Annotated in this window: 23 protein-coding genes; 6 read left to right on the top strand and 17 right to left on the bottom strand. The window is 40.4% G+C overall.

From position 1 onward, the window contains the following. Positions 1-29: 29 nt before the first annotated feature. The 9 genes from NDN13_RS04755 to NDN13_RS04795 all read right to left on the bottom strand — a co-directional run bounded on the left by NDN13_RS04755 (position 30) and on the right by NDN13_RS04795 (position 7,221). Positions 30-1,229, bottom strand: a complete 1,200-nt coding sequence (locus NDN13_RS04755; protein ID WP_251117376.1) for an SAM-dependent methyltransferase — start codon at positions 1,227-1,229, stop codon at positions 30-32. Next, entirely contained in the window at positions 1,204-2,019 is an 816-nt protein-coding gene (locus NDN13_RS04760; RefSeq protein ID WP_251117377.1) for a DUF1365 domain-containing protein, read from the bottom strand. The genes NDN13_RS04755 and NDN13_RS04760 overlap by 26 nt, the downstream gene beginning before the upstream one ends. Continuing rightward, complete coding sequence (locus NDN13_RS04765; RefSeq protein WP_251117378.1) at positions 1,985-3,298, bottom strand: NAD(P)/FAD-dependent oxidoreductase; 1,314 nt, start codon at positions 3,296-3,298, stop codon at positions 1,985-1,987. Before NDN13_RS04765 ends, NDN13_RS04760 begins: the two co-directional genes overlap by 35 nt. Beyond that, a complete protein-coding gene (locus NDN13_RS04770) occupies positions 3,295-4,284 on the bottom strand; it encodes an acyl-CoA desaturase (protein WP_251117379.1) in 990 nt (329 codons plus the stop codon). The genes NDN13_RS04765 and NDN13_RS04770 overlap by 4 nt, the downstream gene beginning before the upstream one ends. A 199-nt stretch (positions 4,285-4,483) precedes the next feature. Further along, on the bottom strand, positions 4,484-4,663 hold the full coding sequence (locus NDN13_RS04775; RefSeq protein WP_004653549.1) for a zf-HC2 domain-containing protein: 180 nt from the start codon (positions 4,661-4,663) through the stop codon (positions 4,484-4,486). Then, entirely contained in the window at positions 4,657-5,277 is a 621-nt protein-coding gene (locus tag NDN13_RS04780; protein WP_251117380.1) for an RNA polymerase factor sigma-70, read from the bottom strand. The genes NDN13_RS04775 and NDN13_RS04780 overlap by 7 nt, the downstream gene beginning before the upstream one ends. Further along, a complete protein-coding gene (locus NDN13_RS04785) occupies positions 5,274-6,032 on the bottom strand; it encodes an HvfC family RiPP maturation protein (protein ID WP_251117381.1) in 759 nt (252 codons plus the stop codon). Before NDN13_RS04785 ends, NDN13_RS04780 begins: the two co-directional genes overlap by 4 nt. Then, entirely contained in the window at positions 5,983-6,843 is an 861-nt protein-coding gene (locus tag NDN13_RS04790; protein ID WP_251117382.1) for an HvfB family MNIO-type RiPP peptide maturase, read from the bottom strand. The genes NDN13_RS04785 and NDN13_RS04790 overlap by 50 nt, the downstream gene beginning before the upstream one ends. 69 nt (positions 6,844-6,912) lie before the next feature. After that, complete coding sequence (locus NDN13_RS04795; protein WP_251117383.1) at positions 6,913-7,221, bottom strand: HvfA family oxazolone/thioamide-modified RiPP metallophore; 309 nt, start codon at positions 7,219-7,221, stop codon at positions 6,913-6,915. Positions 7,222-7,383: 162 nt separating this feature from the next. Between NDN13_RS04795 and NDN13_RS04800 the strand changes: the two genes are divergently transcribed. The 3 genes from NDN13_RS04800 to NDN13_RS04810 all read left to right on the top strand — a co-directional run bounded on the left by NDN13_RS04800 (position 7,384) and on the right by NDN13_RS04810 (position 10,209). After that, on the top strand, positions 7,384-8,004 hold the full coding sequence (locus NDN13_RS04800; protein WP_251117384.1) for an HvfX family Cu-binding RiPP maturation protein: 621 nt from the start codon (positions 7,384-7,386) through the stop codon (positions 8,002-8,004). 149 nt (positions 8,005-8,153) lie between these two features. Continuing rightward, positions 8,154-8,837: a heavy metal response regulator transcription factor gene (locus tag NDN13_RS04805; RefSeq protein WP_005203769.1), complete on the top strand. Its 684-nt coding sequence runs from the start codon at positions 8,154-8,156 to the stop codon at positions 8,835-8,837. Next, complete coding sequence (locus tag NDN13_RS04810; protein WP_251117385.1) at positions 8,827-10,209, top strand: heavy metal sensor histidine kinase; 1,383 nt, start codon at positions 8,827-8,829, stop codon at positions 10,207-10,209. The genes NDN13_RS04805 and NDN13_RS04810 overlap by 11 nt, the downstream gene beginning before the upstream one ends. A gap of 52 nt (positions 10,210-10,261) precedes the next feature. Here the strand turns inward: NDN13_RS04810 and NDN13_RS04815 are convergent, their stop codons facing one another. The 5 genes from NDN13_RS04815 to NDN13_RS04835 form a co-directional block, all read right to left on the bottom strand. After that, positions 10,262-10,411 (bottom strand): hypothetical protein, encoded by a 150-nt coding sequence (locus NDN13_RS04815; protein WP_004806924.1) that lies wholly within the window; start codon positions 10,409-10,411, stop codon positions 10,262-10,264. A 147-nt stretch (positions 10,412-10,558) separates the two neighbouring features. After that, positions 10,559-11,590: a M20/M25/M40 family metallo-hydrolase gene (locus NDN13_RS04820; RefSeq protein WP_251117386.1), complete on the bottom strand. Its 1,032-nt coding sequence runs from the start codon at positions 11,588-11,590 to the stop codon at positions 10,559-10,561. A 179-nt stretch (positions 11,591-11,769) separates the two neighbouring features. Further along, positions 11,770-13,233 carry an indoleacetamide hydrolase gene (iaaH, locus tag NDN13_RS04825; RefSeq protein WP_251117387.1) on the bottom strand — a complete coding sequence of 488 codons (1,464 nt, stop codon included), beginning with the start codon at positions 13,231-13,233 and terminating at the stop codon, positions 11,770-11,772. A gap of 85 nt (positions 13,234-13,318) precedes the next feature. Continuing rightward, on the bottom strand, positions 13,319-14,032 hold the full coding sequence (locus NDN13_RS04830) for a response regulator transcription factor (protein ID WP_251117388.1): 714 nt from the start codon (positions 14,030-14,032) through the stop codon (positions 13,319-13,321). 103 nt (positions 14,033-14,135) lie between these two features. Further along, positions 14,136-15,161, bottom strand: a complete 1,026-nt coding sequence (locus NDN13_RS04835; protein ID WP_251117389.1) for an AraC family transcriptional regulator — start codon at positions 15,159-15,161, stop codon at positions 14,136-14,138. Between the two features lie 115 nt (positions 15,162-15,276). On the opposite strand from NDN13_RS04835, the gene NDN13_RS04840 reads away from it, so the two are divergent. The 3 genes from NDN13_RS04840 to cueR all read left to right on the top strand — a co-directional run bounded on the left by NDN13_RS04840 (position 15,277) and on the right by cueR (position 19,942). Further along, positions 15,277-16,809 (top strand): flavin-containing monooxygenase, encoded by a 1,533-nt coding sequence (locus NDN13_RS04840; protein WP_251117390.1) that lies wholly within the window; start codon positions 15,277-15,279, stop codon positions 16,807-16,809. Between the two features lie 177 nt (positions 16,810-16,986). Then, positions 16,987-19,473 carry a heavy metal translocating P-type ATPase gene (locus NDN13_RS04845; protein WP_251117391.1) on the top strand — a complete coding sequence of 829 codons (2,487 nt, stop codon included), beginning with the start codon at positions 16,987-16,989 and terminating at the stop codon, positions 19,471-19,473. A 10-nt stretch (positions 19,474-19,483) separates the two neighbouring features. Beyond that, the gene (cueR, locus tag NDN13_RS04850; RefSeq protein ID WP_251117392.1) at positions 19,484-19,942 is read left to right on the top strand and encodes a Cu(I)-responsive transcriptional regulator; all 459 of its coding nucleotides are present in this window, start codon (positions 19,484-19,486) and stop codon (positions 19,940-19,942) included. 101 nt (positions 19,943-20,043) lie between these two features. Here the strand turns inward: cueR and NDN13_RS04855 are convergent, their stop codons facing one another. The 3 genes from NDN13_RS04855 to copM all read right to left on the bottom strand — a co-directional run bounded on the left by NDN13_RS04855 (position 20,044) and on the right by copM (position 21,098). Then, complete coding sequence (locus NDN13_RS04855) at positions 20,044-20,232, bottom strand: heavy-metal-associated domain-containing protein (RefSeq protein ID WP_251117393.1); 189 nt, start codon at positions 20,230-20,232, stop codon at positions 20,044-20,046. A gap of 105 nt (positions 20,233-20,337) precedes the next feature. Beyond that, a complete protein-coding gene (gene fdx / locus NDN13_RS04860; protein WP_251117394.1) occupies positions 20,338-20,679 on the bottom strand; it encodes an ISC system 2Fe-2S type ferredoxin in 342 nt (113 codons plus the stop codon). Between the two features lie 107 nt (positions 20,680-20,786). Next, on the bottom strand, positions 20,787-21,098 hold the full coding sequence (gene copM / locus NDN13_RS04865; protein WP_251117395.1) for a CopM family metallochaperone: 312 nt from the start codon (positions 21,096-21,098) through the stop codon (positions 20,787-20,789). Between the last annotated feature and the right edge of the window lie 178 nt (positions 21,099-21,276).

A 21,276-nucleotide genomic window follows, 5' to 3' on the forward strand; every position in this document is an offset into this window, starting at 1 on the left:
TCTCCTTGATACGTTAAATCAGTGGATAATTAATAAGGGCTTGCTTCAAATAAAAGCTGTGCATCGCTAATGACCCCTTCTTTAAAGCCACCCTCGCAATAACACAAATAAAAGTCCCACATTCGAATAAAGTTTTCATCAAAACCTAAAGCAAGAACTTGTGCTTTGGCATTTAAAAAACGTTCCCGCCATTGATGAATGGTTTCAGCATAACTTTGGCCAATATCCTCCAGATGTTTCAAGCGTAACTTCTGCTCTGAAGCCGCTTGTGTTAACACACTGATAGATGGGATAAAACTCCCCGGAAAAATATAGCGCTTAATATAATCTACGCTATGTAGTGCTTTTTTATATCGTGCATCTTCAATCGTAATGGCTTGAATCAGACCTAGGCCATTTGGTTTTAATAAAGACCTACATTGATTAAAGTAATTAGATAAATATTGCTCACCAACAGCTTCTATCATTTCGATCGAAACTAACTTATCAAATTTCCCCTCTAGTAGCCGATAATCCTTAAGTTGGACATTAACTCGATGGCTTAGACCAGCATCGGCAACTCTTTGGATTGCTTCATCATATTGCGCTTGTGAGATGGTAATCGTGGTTACTTTACAGCCGTAATGCTGAGCGGCATAGATAGCAAAACCTCCCCAGCCACTACCGATTTCAACCAGATGATCCATGGGTTTAAGTTGTAACTTCTGACAGATCAACTCTTTTTTATAATCAGAAGCTTGCTCTAGCGTCATCTCCTTGTGCTTGTACACTGCACTAGAGTACATCATGGAAGAATCAAGAAATAATTTAAAAAAATCATTACTTAAATCATAGTGCTCCGCAATATTTTTACGGCTGCCTGCCAACGAATTTTTGCGGGATCTATACCATGCTTTTAATAACAATTGGCTGGCTTGTGATATAAGGTTTTGATTGATCTTATCCAAAACGTCGCGATTTCTTGCCAATATCTGAATGAGTTCGACCAGATTTTCACTACTCCAATAGCCACGAATATAGCCCTCCGCGGCACCAAGCACACCATTTTTAAAAATGAGATCAATTAGATCTTTGTGATGAATATCTACAGTTACTTCCAGATCAGAAACTTCACCGACAGTTCCATTCCATTCACCACGAAAGTGAATTTGTCCATGTCGAAGTTTCAGCAAGCCGCGTAAAACCAATGGAAGTGTGTCTTGTTCACCAAAAATTAGCGTTTTTATCATCTCGTTCTAAATCCTTATTCTTTTTGGGATGTCGATAAAATGGAACTTTTTTAAGCCATAGTTGAAATGCTTGTACATAAATTGAAGCTAACATTTTGAAAGGTTCAAATATATGTTGAATAGCATAACGACTAAGCTGTGAAGGAAGTGTGATGTGCGCTAATCCAAACCGCATCGTTGCATCAAAAATGAATTGCTGGTTTTGATAAAGCTGCATATGAATCACATTTTGAGTATTAGAGAAGTTAAATATCCATTTGTATTGAATATCCATTGGCATAAATGGCGAAACATGAAAACTTTTCTCGAAATCAAACTCATAACTGTCATAAGGACTATGATTTTTCAACTTCTGCTGGCAATCATGTACGTAAACTTTGTGTTCATTCCAAGGTGTATTGGTTATCTCGCTCAGTATGAAGACAGGCTGTTTTTGAAGATTTAAAATGAAATAGAACACAACCGAATTAAAACTAAAACCCAAGCTTCGTGGTAAGGCCAAGACACGGATTTCTGATTGTGGGGTCAAAATCGTATCTGCTTGCTGCAATAAAATTTTTGTTATTTTCTCTCGCAAATTACCGCTATAGCCTTTAAGGAAATCCTGATCAGATATATTGAGAATATTCCAATGGTTTGTAGAGCATAACCTTGATTGTTTGAGATTTTCCGCTATTCGATCTGGATCAAAATATAAATAGCTCAATGTCGCCTCAAACTGATGAGGTTTGGGGCTAAAACGGCGATGCCTGATTTTAGCTTTCGCAATTGCAAGTTGAGCTTCTAACATCGACTCCCCCCATATCTTCATCAGCAATTGACATCAGATGGTTCACGACGCGGTCAGCGCTTCTCGCACCATCTTCATGAAATCCCCATCCCCAGTAAGCACCGCAAAATGAACTGCGCTTGTAGCCGTTTATCTCATGCCAACGAGATTGTGCTGTAATCGCAGTTTGATTGAACACAGGATGCCGATAATGTCGTTCAACATAAATATGATCTTTGGCGATTGGCATATTTGGATTGAGCGTAGAAAAAACCTGCGTCTTGCAGTTCAAATTCTGCAAATTATTCATCCAGTAGCTAAACCCGTAATGAGCAATATCAGCCGAAGCTTCTTTTTGAGCTGTCACATGTACGTGCCAACTGGCCCACTGCGATTGGGATTTTGGCATGATTGATCTATCAGCATGGACGACCATCACATTATCTTGATAAGCAAAGCACCCTAATATGTCATGCTCTTTCTCGGAAGGCTCTTTAAGCAACTTTAAAGTATCATCGGCATGACTGGCAAAAATCACCCAATCAAATTGCTCCTGTCCATGCGCAGTTATAATTGAAATATGATTTTCACTTCTTATTACATGTTGTACTTCAGTTTTCTTCCAAATGAGCGTTGGGCATTCACGCTGAATCGCGTAGATATAAGATGCTGATCCGCCTTTGACCGTTTGCCATTGTGGACGATCTTTTAATTGCAACATCCGGTGATGCTGAAAAAAACTCACCACAAACTTATACGGAATCTTGCCAATCTGCTCCACAGGGCTTGACCAGAGTGCCCCACACATTGGATATAAGTGCTCATCTCTAAACACTTGTGAATAACCATGTTTATTGAGATATTCTTCAATGCTTAAATTTTTATCAAGTTCATCAACAGCAATCTCTTTATTTTCTCGATAAAAGCGAACTAAATCCGATAGCATTAAACGAAAGTTTTTATTTAGAAAATTTTGTGGTCTCGTTAATAATGACCATTTTTTGGAAGGATTGTATTGTAGTCCTGTCACTTGATTATTGACTGAAAAACTCATGTCGCTGTTCTGTACTTTGACGCCAAGCTCAGCAAGCATCGCACTAAATAGTGGATAGTTATAGCGATTGAAAACAATAAAACCACTGTCTATAGCAACTTTTTTTTGATCAATCCGAAACTCATGTGTATCGGTATGTCCACCAAAATAGTTTTCTTTTTCAAAGATGGTGACTTGATGCTGTTTTGATAACTTCCAAGCCGCATATAATCCAGATATGCCAGAGCCGACGATTGCAATTTTCATAAAACACCCCCGTCACTGTTCTTTTCTATCTTATTTTTCAAACTGTCTAGATGGATTTTATGTGCATCATATATCCGTTGAGGCACAGGCTTGATTGCCCATATGAGTCCGCAGAAAGACATCGCTTTTAGGACATAATAAGTGACATCAATTTGCCACCAGAAAAAACCTTGCCGTGTACTTCCTGCATAATAATGATGGTTGTTATGCCAACCTTCACCTAAGGTGATGATCGACAAAAACAGATTATTACGACTGTTGTCTTTGGTATCGAAATCTCTGCGCCCATAAAGATGAGCGAGTGAATTAATACATAAAGTCGCATGAATCAATAACAGCGTTGAAACCACAAATCCCCAAACCAGCAACTGTGGTCCAGAAGTACCCCAATTGGGATAAGCAAAGGCTAACCAATCGCCTAGCAAATAAATCGCAAAAGCGGTTATTAAAACAATGACAAGACTAAAACGGTCTAACCAAACAATCTCAGGGAATTTTAGCCAATCTTTAATAATTTCTTTACGAGTGGAAAAGTTCTGCTGATTCAAGAACCATCCAACATGGCTATACCAAAACCCATGTGTCGATGAATGTGGGTCATGTTCAGTGTCGGTGAAACGATGGTGATAACGATGATGTGCCGCCCACCAGAGTGGGCCACGTTGTGCGCTCATGGTCCCAATCAGAAGAAAAATAAACTGTACTGAGCGTGATGTTTGAAATGTTTTATGTGATAAATACCGATGGAAGAATGCTGTAATTGCAAACATTCTAATCATATAGAAGAGAACCATAAACCAGACAGCGAACCATGAAACGCCCACCCAAAACACAGCTAAGCAAGCAATATGCAATAAAATAAACGGAATAATTCGCAACCATTGGATCTGAGTATTTTTGCTGGTTTTAGACGCTTCGAATTCTGTTAATTCAGAAGAATGTGTAATTGACCAACTGTCTATCCATCCCAGAAAAAACTTTAACATTGATTGTTCCTAACCCATCTCTTCTTATGCTTATAATCTTAGTCAATTCGATATGAAATTTATGTGAAGCCCATAGCATTCAGGCCTAGCGCTTATTCTTTATCTTTGTGCAAAAAACTTAAAAAATATTATTTTAGAAATTAATCTCTTATATCCCCTAGAGCATATTAATATAGCCTAAACGGAGTAGTTTAAAAGCTTAATGATCAACATTTTTAAATTGTTTTGATAACACACTTAACGTTTTCATGTGTTTGCCATAACGACGGCAAGAACGACAAGCAAATAAGTGCAATTGCAGATTACTCTGCTCTCGTAACAGCAATGCTCTATCCTGTTTCTCGGATAATAATTGGGTGGCTTGGCGGCATGTCAACATGAGCAATCCTCCTGCAATAACCATTTATTTTCTAAGCATTCACGTAGTCGGGTGCGGCTGCGATACATTAGTACATTAAAATGTGAAACCGTCAGTTCCAGCTTCTCACAAATTTCATTGGAACTCAGCTCGATCACCTCACGTAGCATAAATACCTGTGCATATTTGGCAGGTAAATGATTAAGACAAGCATCAAAAATAATCCAGAAATCTTGCTGCTCCATCATTTCTTCAGGACTTTGCCATGCTTGAGGCGCTTCGTATTTATGCCAATGCCCTGAGGCATCAAATAAGGCATCAATACTCAACTCACTTTCTTCATCCTTAAACAACTCACTCATGCTGACCAAACGAGATTTCTGCCGAATCAAATCAATAATTTTATTTTTAAGAATCGCAAATACCCAGGTTTTAAACGCTGCCCGTCCTGTAAATGAGTCCAGATGTTGAAACGCGCTGGTCAGCGCTTCCTGAACCACATCCTCAGCTTGCTGTATTGAAGACAGTTGTAAAATTGCAAATTTCAGCATCTGTTGTCTTAAATCTTGTAAAAAAGCAGGATTGTGCAATTGATGGAATAGCTCATCATGATTCTGTGCTGAAGCTGAACTCATCCTTGTATCTCGTCATGATTATGAGGAATATGAATTAATCTTAACTGAGTTAATAACGCTTTTAACGCATAAATTTGTGTTTGAATTTCTTGCTGAGAAAACTCAGGAACTACTGATTGGGTTAGTTGATAAATATTTGATTCAGTTACATTACCTTGATTCATTTGTTCAATGAGCATCGCGAATAAAGGTGACAAAGGTTCAACACATACCTGATCCAAATCATCTCGCCACACCATAATCGCGCTTGGCGCGAGTTCCACAAGTGTTGATGTCATCGCCGTTGTCCAACTGTAAACAGGATATTGATAAGCCAATACCCAAACTTGGGTGGTCAACTGCCAGTCTTGGTCTTCTACCAGAATAGGTGTTTCGATTTCAACCGTATCTAAATAGAGCTCTAGCCATTCATACTGCAATAGCTCTGCCAACCAAAGATATTGCTGCAATAGTGGATGCTGTTGTTCAGTGAGGTATTCTCGAAACTGCAACGAAATATCATTGTATAACGGCGACTGACACTGTGATTTCTGAAAAAATTCTGCCAATAGCTGCTGCCACTGCTGTTCAGGTAACATGGCTCGTGCGACAGGAAAGACCAAGTTTATAAATGAACAGATATTATTAAACAACAGATCACGATAAACTTGCATACGATGCACAGCAAAGTTTTGTGGTGGCTCTAACTCAGGATCACGAATCCAGTCACAGAACTGTCGCTGCGTAGTGTGAAAGGATATCTGCCTTGCCTTCATCACGACTCTCCTGCTGCATATTTTTGATATTGTTCAATTCATTTTGTAACTGTTGCCAAGATGGAATATTAAAGTCACGTTCCAGTAAAGTCGGCTTAACCCCAAGAACTTGATAGCTATATTGTAAGAGCTGCCAAACAGGATCACTGATTGCTGCGCCATGAGTATCGATCAACAGATCTTTTTCAACTTGCTCATGGCCAGCAATATGTAAGTAACGAATCCGATCTTTGGGCATCGCATCAATAAAAGCATACGCATCACTGCCATGATTAATGCTATTTACATAGACATTATTTACATCAAGCAGCAATTCACAGTCTGCTTTGAGCAACACTTCACGTACAAATTCTGCTTCACGCATTTCTGCATTGGGCATCAAATAGGTAGAGACATTTTCAATCACTAGTCTCTGCCCTAATATGTCCTGCACCCGTAAAATACGCTCCGCCACATAATCAACAGCAGCTTCGGTCATCGGAATCGGTAATAAATCATATAAATAGCCGCCATCATGGGTATAACTTAAATGTTCTGAGTAAATCGGCACCTGATAGCGTTGTAGAAAATTTTTAACCTGCTGGATAAATTCAAGATTGAGTGGATGTGGACCACCAATGGATAAAGACAACCCATGACAAATCAAAGATGCTTTCTCCACACATTGCCCAAGCAGCTTTGCATGCCGACCACCAAAGCCCATCCAGTTTTCAGGAGCAACTTCGATAAAATCTGGATGAGTATCTGCATTTAAAAATGTATCAATAAACTCACGCCTTAAACCCAGACCCACACCAGCCAATTCAGCCATGGTGAAACTCCTATGATTAGAATGATGCCGATCTAGGTTCTAGACCGACATCACTTAGGATTGAATGGACTATTTAGCCCCACACTTGCCATCAGCGACTTTTTTATCTGCACCGCATTTCGCATCAGTTGCTTTCTTGGCTGCGCCACACTTCGCGTCCGCTGCTTTTTTTGCTGCACCGCATTTGGCTTCAGCAGATTTTTGCTGTTGTTTGGCTTTATTGGCGCCACATTTCGCTTCACCACATTTTCCATCAGCAGCTTTGCTTGCATGGGCCTCTGTCGTCGTTGTCGTTGCTGCAACAGTCACTTGGGTTATGCCAGCAACAGAGAGTGCTAATAACGCTGCAACTGAAGTCATCGAATTAAGTTTGCTCATTTTTCTATTCCTTTTAAGGTAAATGCTCGGTTTGTACAAAGGTACATAAAGTTAGACGGCGTAAATTTCGATTTATTACAGTGCAAATAAAAAAAATTTATGTAAGAAACGGAATCCTCACCCGACTAATGACCATTCAATCCTATTCGGTGTGAAATTATCATGAAGAACTTTTTATATTCTCTCGCTCAGCACTATGAAAACATTTGCTCAGCACTCAAACATACGGATGGCATCGCGGCACTGGCCTTACGTTGTTATCTCGTTCCAATCTTTTGGATGGCAGGCACCAATAAACTAATGCATTTTCAAGATACGGTGGAATGGTTTGGTAATAGTGATTGGGGCTTGGGTTTACCCTTTCCACATATCATGGCAGCACTGGCAACCTCGACGGAACTTGCTGGGGCTGTACTTTTAATGTTCGGTCTTTTGACACGTTGGATTAGTATTCCATTGATCATTACCATGTTGGTGGCGATTGTCACTGTACACCTGCCAAATGGCTGGCAAGCGATTGCTGATCCCAATGCACCCTTTGCCAATGCACAAGTGCTTGCCTCTGCTGAAAAACTGGAAGCAGCTCGGGGAATTCTAGAAAACTATGGCAACTATGACTGGCTAACATCCAATGGCTCATTTGTGATTTTAAATAATGGAATTGAGTTTGCTGTTACTTATCTGGTCATGTTATTGGCTTTAATCGTATTGGGTGGCGGTCGTTATTTCAGTTTAGATTATTGGCTTAAACAACAGCTTACTAAGCATGTTGCTCAAAAATAAACTCAACACGCATCATGCTGTTATTTTTTGAAAATGTTAAATCGTTAACGTCGAGAAGCTGACTGCAATATTACAATTTTGTCATTTATAAATATCTGATTATCTTTGACGCTAAAATGACACGATAAAACTTTGGGCTCGATGAAAGCATGCGAATACTTCTGGTTGAAGATGAACAAAAAACGGGAGACTATCTCCAAAAAGGCTTAACCGAAGCAGGCTATGTGACGGACTGGAGTCAAGATGGCATTTCAGGTCTGCATCATGCTGTGACAGAACAATATGACCTGATTATTCTGGATGTCATGCTTCCAAAACTGGATGGCTGGAAAATCCTCACTGAAATTCGCAAAGTAAACACCTTCCTCCCAGTGCTGTTTCTTACTGCAAAAGATCAGATTGAGGATCGTGTAAAAGGCTTGGAACTCGGTGCAGATGACTTCCTGATTAAACCCTTCGCCTTCGCAGAACTACTTGCACGTATTAAAACCCTATTAAAACGTGGGCAAATTAAAGAAGAGCAAACCTTCTATGCCGTTGCAGACCTACATCTCGACTTGATTAAACGCCGTGTGGTACGTTCTGGACAACGCATTGATCTGACCGCCAAAGAGTTTTCATTATTAGAACTATTTATGCGCCGCCAAGGCGAAGTTTTACCAAAATCACTGATCGCTGCTTTGGTTTGGGATATTAATTTTGATAGTGATACTAACGTGGTCGAAGTCGCAATTCGTCGATTGAGAAATAAAATTGATACCGATTTTAGCCCCAAGCTGATTAGAAACATCCGTGGCATGGGCTATGTCTTAGAGATCGAAGATGAGAACTAAATTATTTCGTTCAATCGGTTTTCGAATCAGTTTTATTTCCACCTTATTCACGATTCTGATCTTGATCGTTATGGGAATATTCGTCAATCAGCATGTGGTTAATTATTTTTATCAACAAAATCAAAAAGAAATTGAAGGTAAAATTCAGCTGATCGAAAATCTATTCCAACAGAAACCTAGCAATTTTAAAGATGGTTTAGATGAGGCCTTGATTGGCCATGATAATCTGGTGATTCAGATCAAACTGGCCGATGGTCAGACCATTTATAACAAAAAGAATAATCACACCGATTTGAGCCAATTAATACAAACTCAAAATGGGCAATGGATTAATTGGAAAAATAAGGATCAGAGTTATCAAGGCATCATGGTCAATAAGGTTCTTCGCTATGGAGAAACCAATCAGAACATGCAAATCATTGCTGCAATTGAAGTCACCGATAATTATTACTTCCTGCACTCTTTTAAACAGCAGTTGCTCATGATTGGTCTACTCGGTGTAATTGGCCTGATGTTTTTAGGTTGGTTGGCCACTTGGCAAGGTCTTGGCCCGATTCGGAAAATGGCAAAACTGTCAGAAAACATTTCTGCAAATAATCTGTCCAATCGCCTTGATCTCAGTAATATACCCATTGAACTCGCCCCTTTGGCAACGGCATTTAATGACATGCTCAATCGCTTGGAGGTTTCAGTCGATAAACTTTCTGCGTTCTCAAGTGATTTGGCTCATGAGATCAGAACACCGATCAATAATTTAATGATGCAAACCCAAGTTTCCTTAACCAAGCCAAGAACGATTGAGCAATATCAAGATGTACTCTTTTCAAATTTAGAAGAATACGAACATTTAGCAAAAATGATTTCAGATATGTTGTTTCTAGCAAAATCGGATCATAACCTCGCATTAAAAAACAAAAAAGAAATCGATTTAAAGCAAGAAATGCGGGTGCTGTTTGAGTACTTTGAAGCCTTTGCATCAGAAAAACAGATACAGCTCAAGCAAACAGGTCAGGCATCTATTCAGGCCGAACCTGCAATGATCCGTCGAGCCTTTAATAATTTAATCTCGAATGCAATTAAATATGGTGAGCCAGACTCGATTTTAGAAGTCAAGCTGAGCCAAGATCCTCAGCATTCGAACATTCAGATTAAAAATAAAGTGTCTGCTGAAATGCAAACTTTAAGCCCTTTACAACTGTCTCGTTTCTTTGACCGTTTTTATCGTCTGGACTCATCGCGACACAAGGCCGAGGATGGTACAGGTTTAGGATTAGCGATTACCAAGTCAATTATCGAAATTCACGCTGCGAAAATTGATGTGTTTATCGAAGGAGAAAATATTGTCTTTAGAATGATTTTTAAAGTGGAATGATTAAGGACCATACAACTTGGGAGAAGTTATATGATCCTTGTGAAACTCAGAATTATTTAGATGGCGTTTGACCATCATTGCCTTGTACCGTTGCATTACGTTCTTGGTTTTTTTCCAAGAACATTAAACCACCATCTGCATAACTTAAGCTCGCTGTTGATGCAAACGATAGGATGAAGATGAGTTTAACCAATGCTTTCATTTCTATTTACCTGTTCTCTCTTAACTCTCTATAAGATAGAACAGGCAGCCCAACAGCAACATGACCTGAAAATGACAATTTTGTCATTTCTATCAATGCTTAATAATACAGCGGCTGATCCAATATAGATGATCCCCTAGTTGGATATTAGTCTTGATCTAAAGATATTAATAAATGGATCACAGCATCACCTGCCAATTGCATTGACTTTGGATCGACCTGCTCAATCGTGTCACATGCTTTGTGATAGCACGGCGCGAACTCAAGTTCATCCCCTTTCATTTGCTCATTAAATAAGATGACAGAGGTCACTGGAACTTTACCTAAGAACGGTGCTGTATCACTTGCGGTTAGGGTTGCAACATCTTCTTTAATTTCCAGATTTTTTGCTTTAAAAAATGCTTTGAGCGTATTTTCTAATGCTAAATCACCACTATGGCTTGGAATACTACGTAAACCATCAAGTAAAGGCTTATAGTCCTGTTCTTGCATGCCACGCTCTTTTAACATTTTTTCCATTTCATCTATAGATGATTTATCACCATCTGCAATCAGGATTTCAGGATCTTTGGTGCCAACCATATCCACATTGATATAGGCTTTAATGGCTTTTAACTGTTCAGCAGTCAGTTTCTCCACATAAGCTTGAGAACCTGCAACCCCGATCTCTTCCGAATCCCAAAATGCCAGATGAATAGTGTGTTTCGGTTTTAATTTTTGGCTTGATAATTGTGTCATCAAGTCGAGCAATAAGGCCACACCTGAAGCATTATCATTAATGCCAGGCCCCATTTTGACTGAGTCATAATGTGCTCCCAGCAGAATTATGCTTTGTTTTGACTCTCCGGGAATCTCCACAATAATATTCTTGCCTTTGGTCTTTTCCCGATTTTCAAAAGTTCGAAGCTCTGTACTAAAACCTGCTTTCTTGGCTTGATCTAAAATATAATTTGCACTTGCCAAACCACCTTGTGTACCGACAGCACGATTGCCACCATGCTGTTTGGCAATTTGTTCAAATGCATGTAAATGCGTCATCATCTGTGCCGCATCCAGTTTTAGAACAGATTGACTGACATCTTCAACTTTTTCTTTGGAATGCGGCTCGTTTTTTTGACAGCCGCTGATTGCGAACATGCTAGTTAAAATACAAATACCTAAAATTTTCTTTAAAAACATAAAATAAACTTAAACCGTTTTTATAAAGTAAGCCTAATACTAGATTTGCACATACGGATTTGCCATTTCGTTTTGTATCTTGTGTTGTTCTCCAAGCAGGAACATATCGCTGCTTATTTCAAATGACCGACAAAGTCTGCTCTCAATGAAACAGGCTTTGTACTGAGACCGAGGTTATTTTAGCCATGATTTAAACTGCTAAAAATCTGTTCTAGTACTTGCCCAATCGCAAGAATGTCATGATCTGTATTCGGTAAACCATCTATTTCTAATCCGACAGGTAATTTTGATTTTGTGCCGCATCCAATCGGTAAGCTCAGCCCTGGTAAACCAATATTGCTTCCTGGATCGGTATTGCGAATCAGCCTTTGGAAATTTTCAATTGAACTCACTTGCTCATTTGCTAGTGGCGCAACAATGGCGGAGGTTGGAAAAATTAAAGCATTGAGTTGATGTTCATTGAAGGTTTTTTCATAGAGTGAAAGCAACTGTGGTCGAGCCGTTGTGATCGCATCCTGATATAAAGCTTCGACCGCCACAGACTGACCCATTTCATCCACAATCAATTCAGGCAAAATATTTTGCTGAAAGAGTTGCTGCACATCTGGGCTTGAAATTTGCTCCACAATAGCGTCTAGTTCTATTCCAACTTCATGATTTTTTAAATATTCAATCAGATCATATTTGCCTTCGTAGATCACTACAGGAAATGAAATACGATGATTCAGCTGCCCTAACTCAGGCATTTCTACACTGATGATTTCAATCCCCGCATTTTTTAAAAGTTGTAGTGCCTGATCAGCCCGTTGCTGAACATCTTCATCCAGATTTTCCCAAAAATATGCACATATCCCAAGCCTGATGGATTGAGCCGATATACGAGCTGGGACTTGTTGTTGAGTAATCAATTGATCAATCAAGATGATATCGGGTACCGAATGTGCCATTGGGCCTGCGGTATCACGTGTATGCGAGATTGGCGTAATACTCTGTTGAGCATAGCGTCCAACCGTGGGACGAAAACCAACACAGCCATTTAAGGCACTGGGTAGTCTGACCGATGCACCTGTATCAGTCCCCATCGCAATCGGCACCATGCCTGCAGCAACCGCGACTGCACTTCCCGAAGAAGAACCGCCTGCAATATGTAAAGGATTAACCGCATTACGAGTGCCAATCACACCCTCAATATGCATTGCAGTATTATAACCTGTCACGCCAAATGCCAATTCATGCATATTGGCTTTACCCACAACAATCGCACCTTGATCAATCAATGCTTGAATCACTGGAGCCGTTACTTTGGGTCTGAATCCAGTTAAAGCAGGGGTTCCCGCCGTATTGCTAAAACCAGCAACATGAATATTATCTTTAACCGCCAGCAATACCCCGATTAGTGCAGGACACGGTTTGCCTTCTGCAATAGATTGATCCCAAAATTGCGCCTGTCGAAGCGCTGCAGCATAATCAAGACTGATAAAAGCATTGAGGGACTGCTGTGCATCAATCTTTTCGAAATAGTGATCTAGCAATTGTTCACAAGAAACTTTTCGCTCAGTAACTAGTGCTGTAATTTCCTTGATTGTGGCTTTATCAAGATGAATACCTTGATCTAAAAATACGTTTTCTTTTATCTTTAACATTGTGACTTAAAATCCATTTAAGCAATAATGTTTATAATTTGTACTGTTTTAAGTTGATTAGATATCCTCAAAATTGAGGAGCTCATTAAGCATGCATCAATGCAGCCATTTCAGTACGATTATGACAACCCATTTTTTTCATGGCACTTTTTAAATGCGTTCTCACCGTGGTGAAGCTGATATCCAGTAAATTGGCAACATATTTATCACTCAATCCCTTACTCACTAACATGGCCACTTCCTGCTCCCGTGGGGTCAAAAAGTATTGGGTCGATAAATCTATGGGCAAAGCTTGGGTCATATAAGGTTCGAGTAGATTTAAGATCCTTTTCTCTCGTTCACTAAACATCACCGAATCCTGAGCACGCCAAATACGCAAATCGCCAATATCTATCCCATCCCGAACAAAATAGATATTTAAACCATGATATAGACCATAAGGGCGTAAAAACTCATTGTAATAATCCGTTTTTTTTAGCTCTGATATCGAAATGATTTCATTAACGAAAGTGGCTTGTTGCCGTTCCCGCAGCCGAGATGTAATCGGATCATTGTGTTGCCAAATACGGTCATATTCAAGAATTGCTTTAGGATCGATTTGCCACATAATACCTTGTTTGGATAGATGCTGTTTTGCATCCCAAATATAAGACGCAGCAAAATCGGCTCTTAATAGGGTCGCAATATCTACCAAGACTGTTTCACGTAAACTCTCTTGTCCTTTTCCTGAACCTAATTTCCATAATATTTCTGAAAAAAGACAAAATTCGGATGGACTTAAGTCGTGTTCTAAAAGCATGGCCTGCTACCTTTCTATCTTCCTGACACCTGCCCATTCTAGAATTAAGATGAACAGTTATTCCCTTTTGTTTCTCTTTTATATGCCACTGAATCGTTATTTTCTAGACTTTATTTTTTAGTCGGCTTGCATGAGGCGTTTTGCTATACCAGCGTTTATAAGCATGAATAAAACTGGCGGGTTCGGCATAGCCTAACCATTCAGAAATTTGCTCAATTGAAGTTTGTGTTGACGACAAATAGGAATTTGCCATCATTTTTCGGGCTTCCTCCCTGATTTTAATAAATGTGGTTTGTTCTTGCGCCAAATAACGACGTAAGGTGCGGGAGTTTAGATATAAACGATCTGCAACCTCTTCCATCGCTGGAATTTTCCCCTTGCTATTCATAAGGATGTATTGCACTTGATCAGCATATTTTTTTTGAAATTGCCGCTTATCTAGTATTTCTCGGCATTGTTGCTCAGCTGAATGTAGCACCAGTTCATTTGCCATACTCAGCTTTTGATCTATTTTTTCTGCATTTAAGATAATAAAGCTTTTCGATTCACCAAATTCAGGCATCACCCCAAACAATTCATGATAAGGCTGCCGTTCTCCACAGGACTGAAAGCCAAATACTACTTTTTGGCAGAGATTCTCTGAAATCAAATCATGTTGGACTGTTATCAGTGCGGCAATATCTCGCTCAATAATGAATTGCCGTAATATTTGAGGAATTCCCTCATCTACCTCTATATCAATTCGAATATTATCAGTCTCAGGTAGTTCTGATACCACAAACTGACTAAAGGCAAAAGATAAAGGAAAATAGGCCAAAGCAAAGTTCAAAGCTTCACGAATATTCGCACTACTGATCAAGCCTAAGCCGAGAGAACCAAAGGTGGTAAAGTGATAACGCTGACCTACCTCCAAGCCAAGCAAAGGTCTCTGACTAAATGTCTCGACTAAATTGCGAATCAGTTGAAATTCCTGTTGCCCAGTCACCAACATATTGGGATCAAGCAACTGTTGCTGCTCCAATCCTGTTCCCTTAAGTATCTGTGCATGACTCACGCCCAGTTCAGAAGCAAAATCTGCCATGAGACGAACACTATGGATACTACGTTGATACGACCATAAGTAGTTCAAACCTATTTTCTCGATGTCCTCTAATCACAATATTTTGTCCTGATCCATCCTCTAAATCAATGCATGAAATGATTATTCTGCAAGCAATACATGATACTTTTCACTTGAGTCCGTTATGTTTAAACAACAATTATCTTCAAATAAAAATATTCGTATCGCCATTATTGGAACTGGATTTGGTGGATTAGGGCTAGCTATTCAGCTCAAACGTGCTGGATTTGAACAATTTACCTTATTTGAAAAAGCCAATGATGTCGGTGGTGTCTGGCGTGACAATACCTATCCAGGTGCTGCTTGTGATGTTCCGTCTCACTTGTATTCATTTTCTTTTGAGCAAGACCTTGGTTGGAAAAACCGCTATGGTTCATCGCAGGAAATTCATCAATATTTGAAGCATTGCACCGAGAAATATCAGCTTTATCCGCATATCCAATTTAATACTGAAATTGCCAGCGCTGATTTTGATGCAACGCTAGGTGTTTGGCAGATTCAGAGTTTAACTGGGGAAAAATTTGAGGCAGAATTTCTGATTGCTGCAGTGGGTCAGCTCAACCGCCCTGCATACCCGAAAATTAAAGGTTTGGATCGTTTCAAAGGAAAAGCTTTCCATTCTGCACGCTGGGAGCATGATTACGACTTAAATAATAAACGTGTTGCTGTAATTGGTACGGGTGCCAGTGCGATTCAATTTGTCCCAGAGATCGCAAAGCAAGTGGCCCATTTAGATATCTATCAACGTTCCGCACCTTATGTCATCCCAAAACCAGATCGTATTTATTCAACATTGGAACGAAAAGCATTTCAAAAACTTCCAATTTTGCAAAGTCTGGATCGTGTATTTCAATATAGTTATAACGAAATTCGCCTCAAGAGCTTTACCGCCACACTGAATGAAATTCCTTTAGCCGAATATATTTTTCAGCGGCATATTCGTGAGGAAATCAAGGATCCTCATTTCCGCCACCGTCTGATGCCCGACTACCCGATTGGCTGCAAACGTATTTTGATTTCCAATCATTGGTACCGAAGTTTGGTTCGTGCAAATGTCGAGGTGATCAATAGCGCGATTCAGGAAGTTACTGAAACTGGTATTGTTGATAAAGATGGTAAACACCGCGAAGTCGATACCATTATTTATGGAACAGGGTTTGCTGCAACTGAGTTTATGGCACCCATGCAAATTACAGGACTAAATGGTAAAAAATTAAAAGACCAATGGGTCGATGGCGCAGAAGCGTATTTAGGCTTAACCGTAAGCGGCTTCCCTAATTTCTTTATGCTGTATGGCCCAAATACCAATCTTGGGCATAACTCAATCGTCTACATGATTGAAAGCCAAGTGAATTACATCCTAGATGCACTTCAAGCCCATATCCAAAATAATTTATCCTTCACCGATCTGAAAGCTGAAATCCAAATACAGTTTAATCAAGAAATTCAGGAACGCATGAAATCAACCATGTGGTCTCAAGGCTGCACCAGTTGGTATCAAACTGCGACAGGGAAAAATACCAATAATTGGCCAGGCTTCACATTGGAATACCGTCAGCGTACTCGTCGCTTCGATCTGGAAAATTACACTCAAGTACAAAAGTCGGCACAGTCACAAACTCAGATAGACGATGAAGCCAAAAAAATAGCTGTTTAAATTCCCTCATTAAACCATTCTGCATTTGGATTGTCCTTGAATGAAATAAAGGACAATCCATGAGCCTGCCCCAACTCAGTTTGCATAAAATCCTAAAATTTGATAAATCCGCTTGACCTTCCCATAATGTTAAGGTCTATGCTGAAAGCAATCGGATTATCTCTATAGGTATAACTTATGGAAACGCAAACAAAAACATCGTCTAATAATATGAATGTCAGCCTTCAAGTCGAGGGCATGACTTGCGCCAGTTGTGTTGGACGCGTTGAAGCAGCACTCAAAAAAGTTGACGGCGTTCAGTCTGCATCAGTGAATCTAGCCACAGAACGTGCAGATATCACCCTTGCTAAGCCCGTAGACCAACAAGTGCTGATTCAAGCCATAGAACAAACAGGCTATGACGTCCCTGCAAATAAGGTTGAATTGTCGATTGAAGGCATGACCTGCGCTTCATGTGTTAGTCGTGTTGAAAAAGCATTGAATGCGGTTAACGGTGTAAAAACGGCCAACGTCAATTTGGCAACTGAACGTGCCACGGTAACGGGTACGGCTAAGGTCGAAAGCTTAATCGCAGCGATTGATAAGGCAGGTTACGATGCCAAAGAGATTCAGGCATCCATTCCAGACCAAAGTGAACAACTTGAGAAAAAAGATCATGAACGTGCTGAACTCAAACGTGACCTGATTATTGCCACTATTTTAGCCTTACCTGTGTTTATCTTGGAAATGGGCTCACATTTGATTCCGGGTGTTCATCATCTGATTGAACAAAGCATTGGTATGCAAAATAGTTGGTACCTACAATTCGTTTTAACCACCTTAGTGCTGATTATCCCAGGGCGTCGTTTTTATCTCAAAGGTCTACCCGCTTTAGTGCGTTTAGCACCCGACATGAACTCTTTGGTTGCGGTCGGTACATTGGCAGCTTATCTATTTTCACTAGTTGCAACCTTTACACCAAAGCTACTGCCTGCTGGCACGGTGAATGTTTATTACGAAGCGGCAGCTGTGATTGTGGCCTTGATTTTACTTGGTCGTTTTCTTGAGGCGAAAGCCAAAGGACGTACCTCTGAAGCCATTCAACGCTTAGTCAGTTTACAGGCAAAAGTTGCCCATGTTTCTCGAGATAATCAGATAATCGATATTCCAATCGAGCAAGTGCTTGCAGGTGATTTTGTCATTGTAAAACCAGGTGAAAGAATCCCTGTCGATGGTGAGGTCATTGAAGGCCAAAGCTTTGTCGATGAATCGATGATCACAGGTGAACCGATTCCTGTTGAGAAAAACATTGGCAGCCAAGTGGTGGGTGGAACCATTAACCAGAACGGAACTTTAAGTTTTAAAGCCATCGCTGTCGGTGGCAACACCATGTTGGCGCAAATTATCCGTCTGGTCGAGCAGGCACAAGGTTCTAAAATGCCGATTCAAGCGGTGGTTGATAAAGTGACTCTATGGTTTGTGCCTGCGGTCATGCTTGCAGCACTACTTACTTTCCTCGTATGGTTAGTTTTCGGTCCATCACCTGCTTTAACTTTTGCACTGGTCAATGCAGTTGCGGTTCTGATTATTGCCTGTCCATGTGCCATGGGCCTAGCAACCCCGACCTCGATTATGGTTGGTACTGGGCGTGGTGCAGAACTTGGTGTTCTATTCCGCAAAGGTGAAGCACTACAACTGTTAAAAGATGCTCAAGTGGTTGCTGTTGATAAAACCGGGACCTTGACCGAAGGTCATCCAGTACTGACTGATTTTGAGGTAACATCCGCTTTTGAGCGTAATGATGTGCTCAGCCTCGTTGCTGCAGTAGAGTCACTTTCTGAACATCCAATTGCCAAAGCAATTGTCGATGCGGCAAAAAATCAAGGGCTAACCCTGCCTAAAGTTGATCGATTTGATTCAGTCACAGGGATGGGTGTTAATGCCAGCGTGAATGAAAGCCAAAATATCTATATCGGTGCAGACCGCTACATGATTCAACTTGGTCTGGATATCACCCCATTTTCCCATACAGCACAGCGTTTGGGCGATGAAGGAAAATCTCCACTTTATGTGGCAATTGATGGTGCTTTGGCAGGGATTATTGCGGTTGCCGATCCAATTAAAGAGACAACGCCTGCCGCCATTCAAGCACTGCATCAGTTGGGTTTAAAAGTAGCAATGATAACCGGTGACAATGCTCGTACCGCCCATGCCATTGCCAAACAACTTGGCATTGATGAAGTGATTGCCGAAGTGCTACCTGAAGGTAAAGTCAATGCCGTTCAGGAACTGAAAGCAAAATATGGCAATATTGCCTTTGTGGGCGATGGGATCAATGATGCACCAGCATTGGCTCAAGCAGATGTCGGTCTTGCCATTGGAACTGGTACTGACGTTGCGATTGAGTCTGCGGATGTGGTGTTGATATCTGGGAACTTGCAAGGTGTGGCCAATGCGATTGCCTTATCCAAGGCAACAATTGGCAATATTCACCAAAACTTATTCTGGGCCTTTGCCTACAACACTCTATTGATTCCAGTGGCTGCGGGTGTGTTATACCCTGCTTATGGCATCTTGATGTCACCGATTTTTGCCGCTGGTGCGATGGCACTTTCAAGCGTGTTTGTGCTTGGGAATGCCCTACGTTTACGTCGTTTCCAACCGCCGTCTGTGCATAAAGGCTAAGGAGGATCTTATGAATATTGGTAAAGTTTCTCAAGCTTCAGGTGTGACTGCCAAGATGATTCGTTATTACGAGCAGATTGGTTTAATTCCTGCGGCAGGACGCAGCAATACAGGTTACCGCTCTTATTCAGAGAATGATGTGGAACGATTGAAATTTATCAAACGCAGTCGTGAACTGGGTTTTTCGGTTACGGAAATTACCGATTTACTGGATTTATGGAATAATCGTAATCGTCAAAGCGCCGATGTAAAACAGTTAGCTCAGGCACATATCCATAAGCTGGAACAACGTATCCAAGACCTACAGCAAATGGCACAAACACTCCAGAACTTGGTTGATTGCTGTGCGGGTGACAATCGCCCCGACTGTCCGATTCTGGAAGGCCTAAAAGAGCCAAGTCATGAAATGAAAGACATCCATCATCATAATGATTTACTCTCGCTGTCCCCACTCACTGGGCGCAAGTAAAACAGCATAAAAGGCGATCTTATGATCGCCTTTTATTTTTTATCCATTCCATTGATACAAAAAAAAGCGGCCATTTAAGCCGCTTTGTATTCATCAACAGATTAACGTGGTGGAAAACCTGCTTCTGATAAAGCCTCGACCACTTGTTGCTGTGAGGCTATGGTTTCAACTTTAACACTGCGGTTAGGCGGATCAGTAATCACTTTTGCATTGGCATCTACCGCTTGGATCGCACGGGTTACGCCACGTGCACAACCACCACAAGTCATATTTTCGACATGAAATTCCATCGTAAAACTCCATTCAGTTATTTAAGAAGATAAACACACTATAAAGCTTCCTATAATGGTAAGGTCAAGCCTTTTACACATTAAAATCAACAATATTTTATGTGATCATTCCTTCTTTTCAGAAACATAATTGATCGTGTATTTAGGGATTTCTATTTCTAAAGGCTGATCCAGAATATTCACCTGACAAGACAGTCGTGATTCTGGGCACAAACCCCAAGCACGATCAAGCAAGTCTGCTTCAACATCATCCATTTCCTGCAAACTTTCAAAGCCTTTTCGAATAATGACATGACAGGTGGTACAGGCTCCTGAAAGATCACAGGCATGTTCAATTTCAATGCCATAATCAAGTAAAGCTCTACACAGGTTTGCACCCGTTTTTATTTCTAGAATGCTGCCCTCTGGACAGATTTTTTCATGTGGAAACACGGTTATCTTCGGCATGTTCGCTACCTTTCTATCTAATTAGAAAAAGCTGTAATCCATAAAAGGCTGTTTCGATTCAGCCCTTTATGGATGGAACGATCAAATCAAGAATAAGATCGGAGGCTTTATAATAGATGCCGTTGTAACCAAGCATTGATCACTTTAATTTCAATATCCTGAGCCAAAATAATATTTTTTGCCAACATGCGAACTTCTGGATCATAGCAATATTTCAAGGCAACCTTGGCCATATCTACGATCACTTGATGATGTGGAATCATTCCACGCATAAAGTCGATATCTGCATTGCCTGTGTAATTGATTTGCATATCAACCTGCATACGGCTGGTTAGTTCCATATAAGCACGCGTAGAGAGACTATAAATATCACTTGAATCATTTGGGTGAGGTCTTATTGCTGATTGTTGTTCACTCATTATTGTTTCCTTTCTATTTAGCAGCATCACATTCATTTCAGATGTGATTGACATGCTATATGGATGAAAATAAAGGCAGTGACACCGTCAATAGATCAGCGTTTCTATCTCATGTGGCACAGTGACCTTTATGAAAGACACTGTAGTCCTTCCAATAATTGCAAGGTCAAGCCATCAA

This window comes from Acinetobacter sp. C32I (assembly GCF_023702715.1).
Classification (GTDB): Bacteria; Pseudomonadota; Gammaproteobacteria; order Pseudomonadales; family Moraxellaceae; genus Acinetobacter.

Excerpts from the sequence above, each read along its gene's own strand:
- NDN13_RS04805 (WP_005203769.1), top strand. The coding sequence starts at position 8,154 with ATGCGAATACTTCTGGTTGAAGATGAACAAAAAACGGGAGACTATCTC.
- cueR (WP_251117392.1), top strand. The coding sequence starts at position 19,484 with ATGAATATTGGTAAAGTTTCTCAAGCTTCAGGTGTGACTGCCAAGATG.
- NDN13_RS04810 (WP_251117385.1), top strand. The coding sequence starts at position 8,827 with ATGAGAACTAAATTATTTCGTTCAATCGGTTTTCGAATCAGTTTTATT.
- NDN13_RS04855 (WP_251117393.1), bottom strand. The coding sequence starts at position 20,232 with ATGGAATTTCATGTCGAAAATATGACTTGTGGTGGTTGTGCACGTGGC.
- fdx (WP_251117394.1), bottom strand. The coding sequence starts at position 20,679 with ATGCCGAAGATAACCGTGTTTCCACATGAAAAAATCTGTCCAGAGGGC.
- NDN13_RS04795 (WP_251117383.1), bottom strand. The coding sequence starts at position 7,221 with ATGAGCAAACTTAATTCGATGACTTCAGTTGCAGCGTTATTAGCACTC.
- NDN13_RS04830 (WP_251117388.1), bottom strand. The coding sequence starts at position 14,032 with ATGCTTTTAGAACACGACTTAAGTCCATCCGAATTTTGTCTTTTTTCA.
- NDN13_RS04785 (WP_251117381.1), bottom strand. The coding sequence starts at position 6,032 with ATGAAGGCAAGGCAGATATCCTTTCACACTACGCAGCGACAGTTCTGT.
- NDN13_RS04820 (WP_251117386.1), bottom strand. The coding sequence starts at position 11,590 with ATGTTTTTAAAGAAAATTTTAGGTATTTGTATTTTAACTAGCATGTTC.
- NDN13_RS04800 (WP_251117384.1), top strand. The coding sequence starts at position 7,384 with ATGAAGAACTTTTTATATTCTCTCGCTCAGCACTATGAAAACATTTGC.
- NDN13_RS04770 (WP_251117379.1), bottom strand. The coding sequence starts at position 4,284 with ATGTTAAAGTTTTTTCTGGGATGGATAGACAGTTGGTCAATTACACAT.
- NDN13_RS04840 (WP_251117390.1), top strand. The coding sequence starts at position 15,277 with ATGTTTAAACAACAATTATCTTCAAATAAAAATATTCGTATCGCCATT.
- NDN13_RS04790 (WP_251117382.1), bottom strand. The coding sequence starts at position 6,843 with ATGGCTGAATTGGCTGGTGTGGGTCTGGGTTTAAGGCGTGAGTTTATT.
- NDN13_RS04765 (WP_251117378.1), bottom strand. The coding sequence starts at position 3,298 with ATGAAAATTGCAATCGTCGGCTCTGGCATATCTGGATTATATGCGGCT.
- NDN13_RS04845 (WP_251117391.1), top strand. The coding sequence starts at position 16,987 with ATGGAAACGCAAACAAAAACATCGTCTAATAATATGAATGTCAGCCTT.
- NDN13_RS04760 (WP_251117377.1), bottom strand. The coding sequence starts at position 2,019 with ATGTTAGAAGCTCAACTTGCAATTGCGAAAGCTAAAATCAGGCATCGC.
- iaaH (WP_251117387.1), bottom strand. The coding sequence starts at position 13,233 with ATGTTAAAGATAAAAGAAAACGTATTTTTAGATCAAGGTATTCATCTT.
- NDN13_RS04775 (WP_004653549.1), bottom strand. The coding sequence starts at position 4,663 with ATGTTGACATGCCGCCAAGCCACCCAATTATTATCCGAGAAACAGGAT.
- NDN13_RS04815 (WP_004806924.1), bottom strand. The coding sequence starts at position 10,411 with ATGAAAGCATTGGTTAAACTCATCTTCATCCTATCGTTTGCATCAACA.
- NDN13_RS04780 (WP_251117380.1), bottom strand. The coding sequence starts at position 5,277 with ATGAGTTCAGCTTCAGCACAGAATCATGATGAGCTATTCCATCAATTG.
- NDN13_RS04755 (WP_251117376.1), bottom strand. The coding sequence starts at position 1,229 with ATGATAAAAACGCTAATTTTTGGTGAACAAGACACACTTCCATTGGTT.
- copM (WP_251117395.1), bottom strand. The coding sequence starts at position 21,098 with ATGAGTGAACAACAATCAGCAATAAGACCTCACCCAAATGATTCAAGT.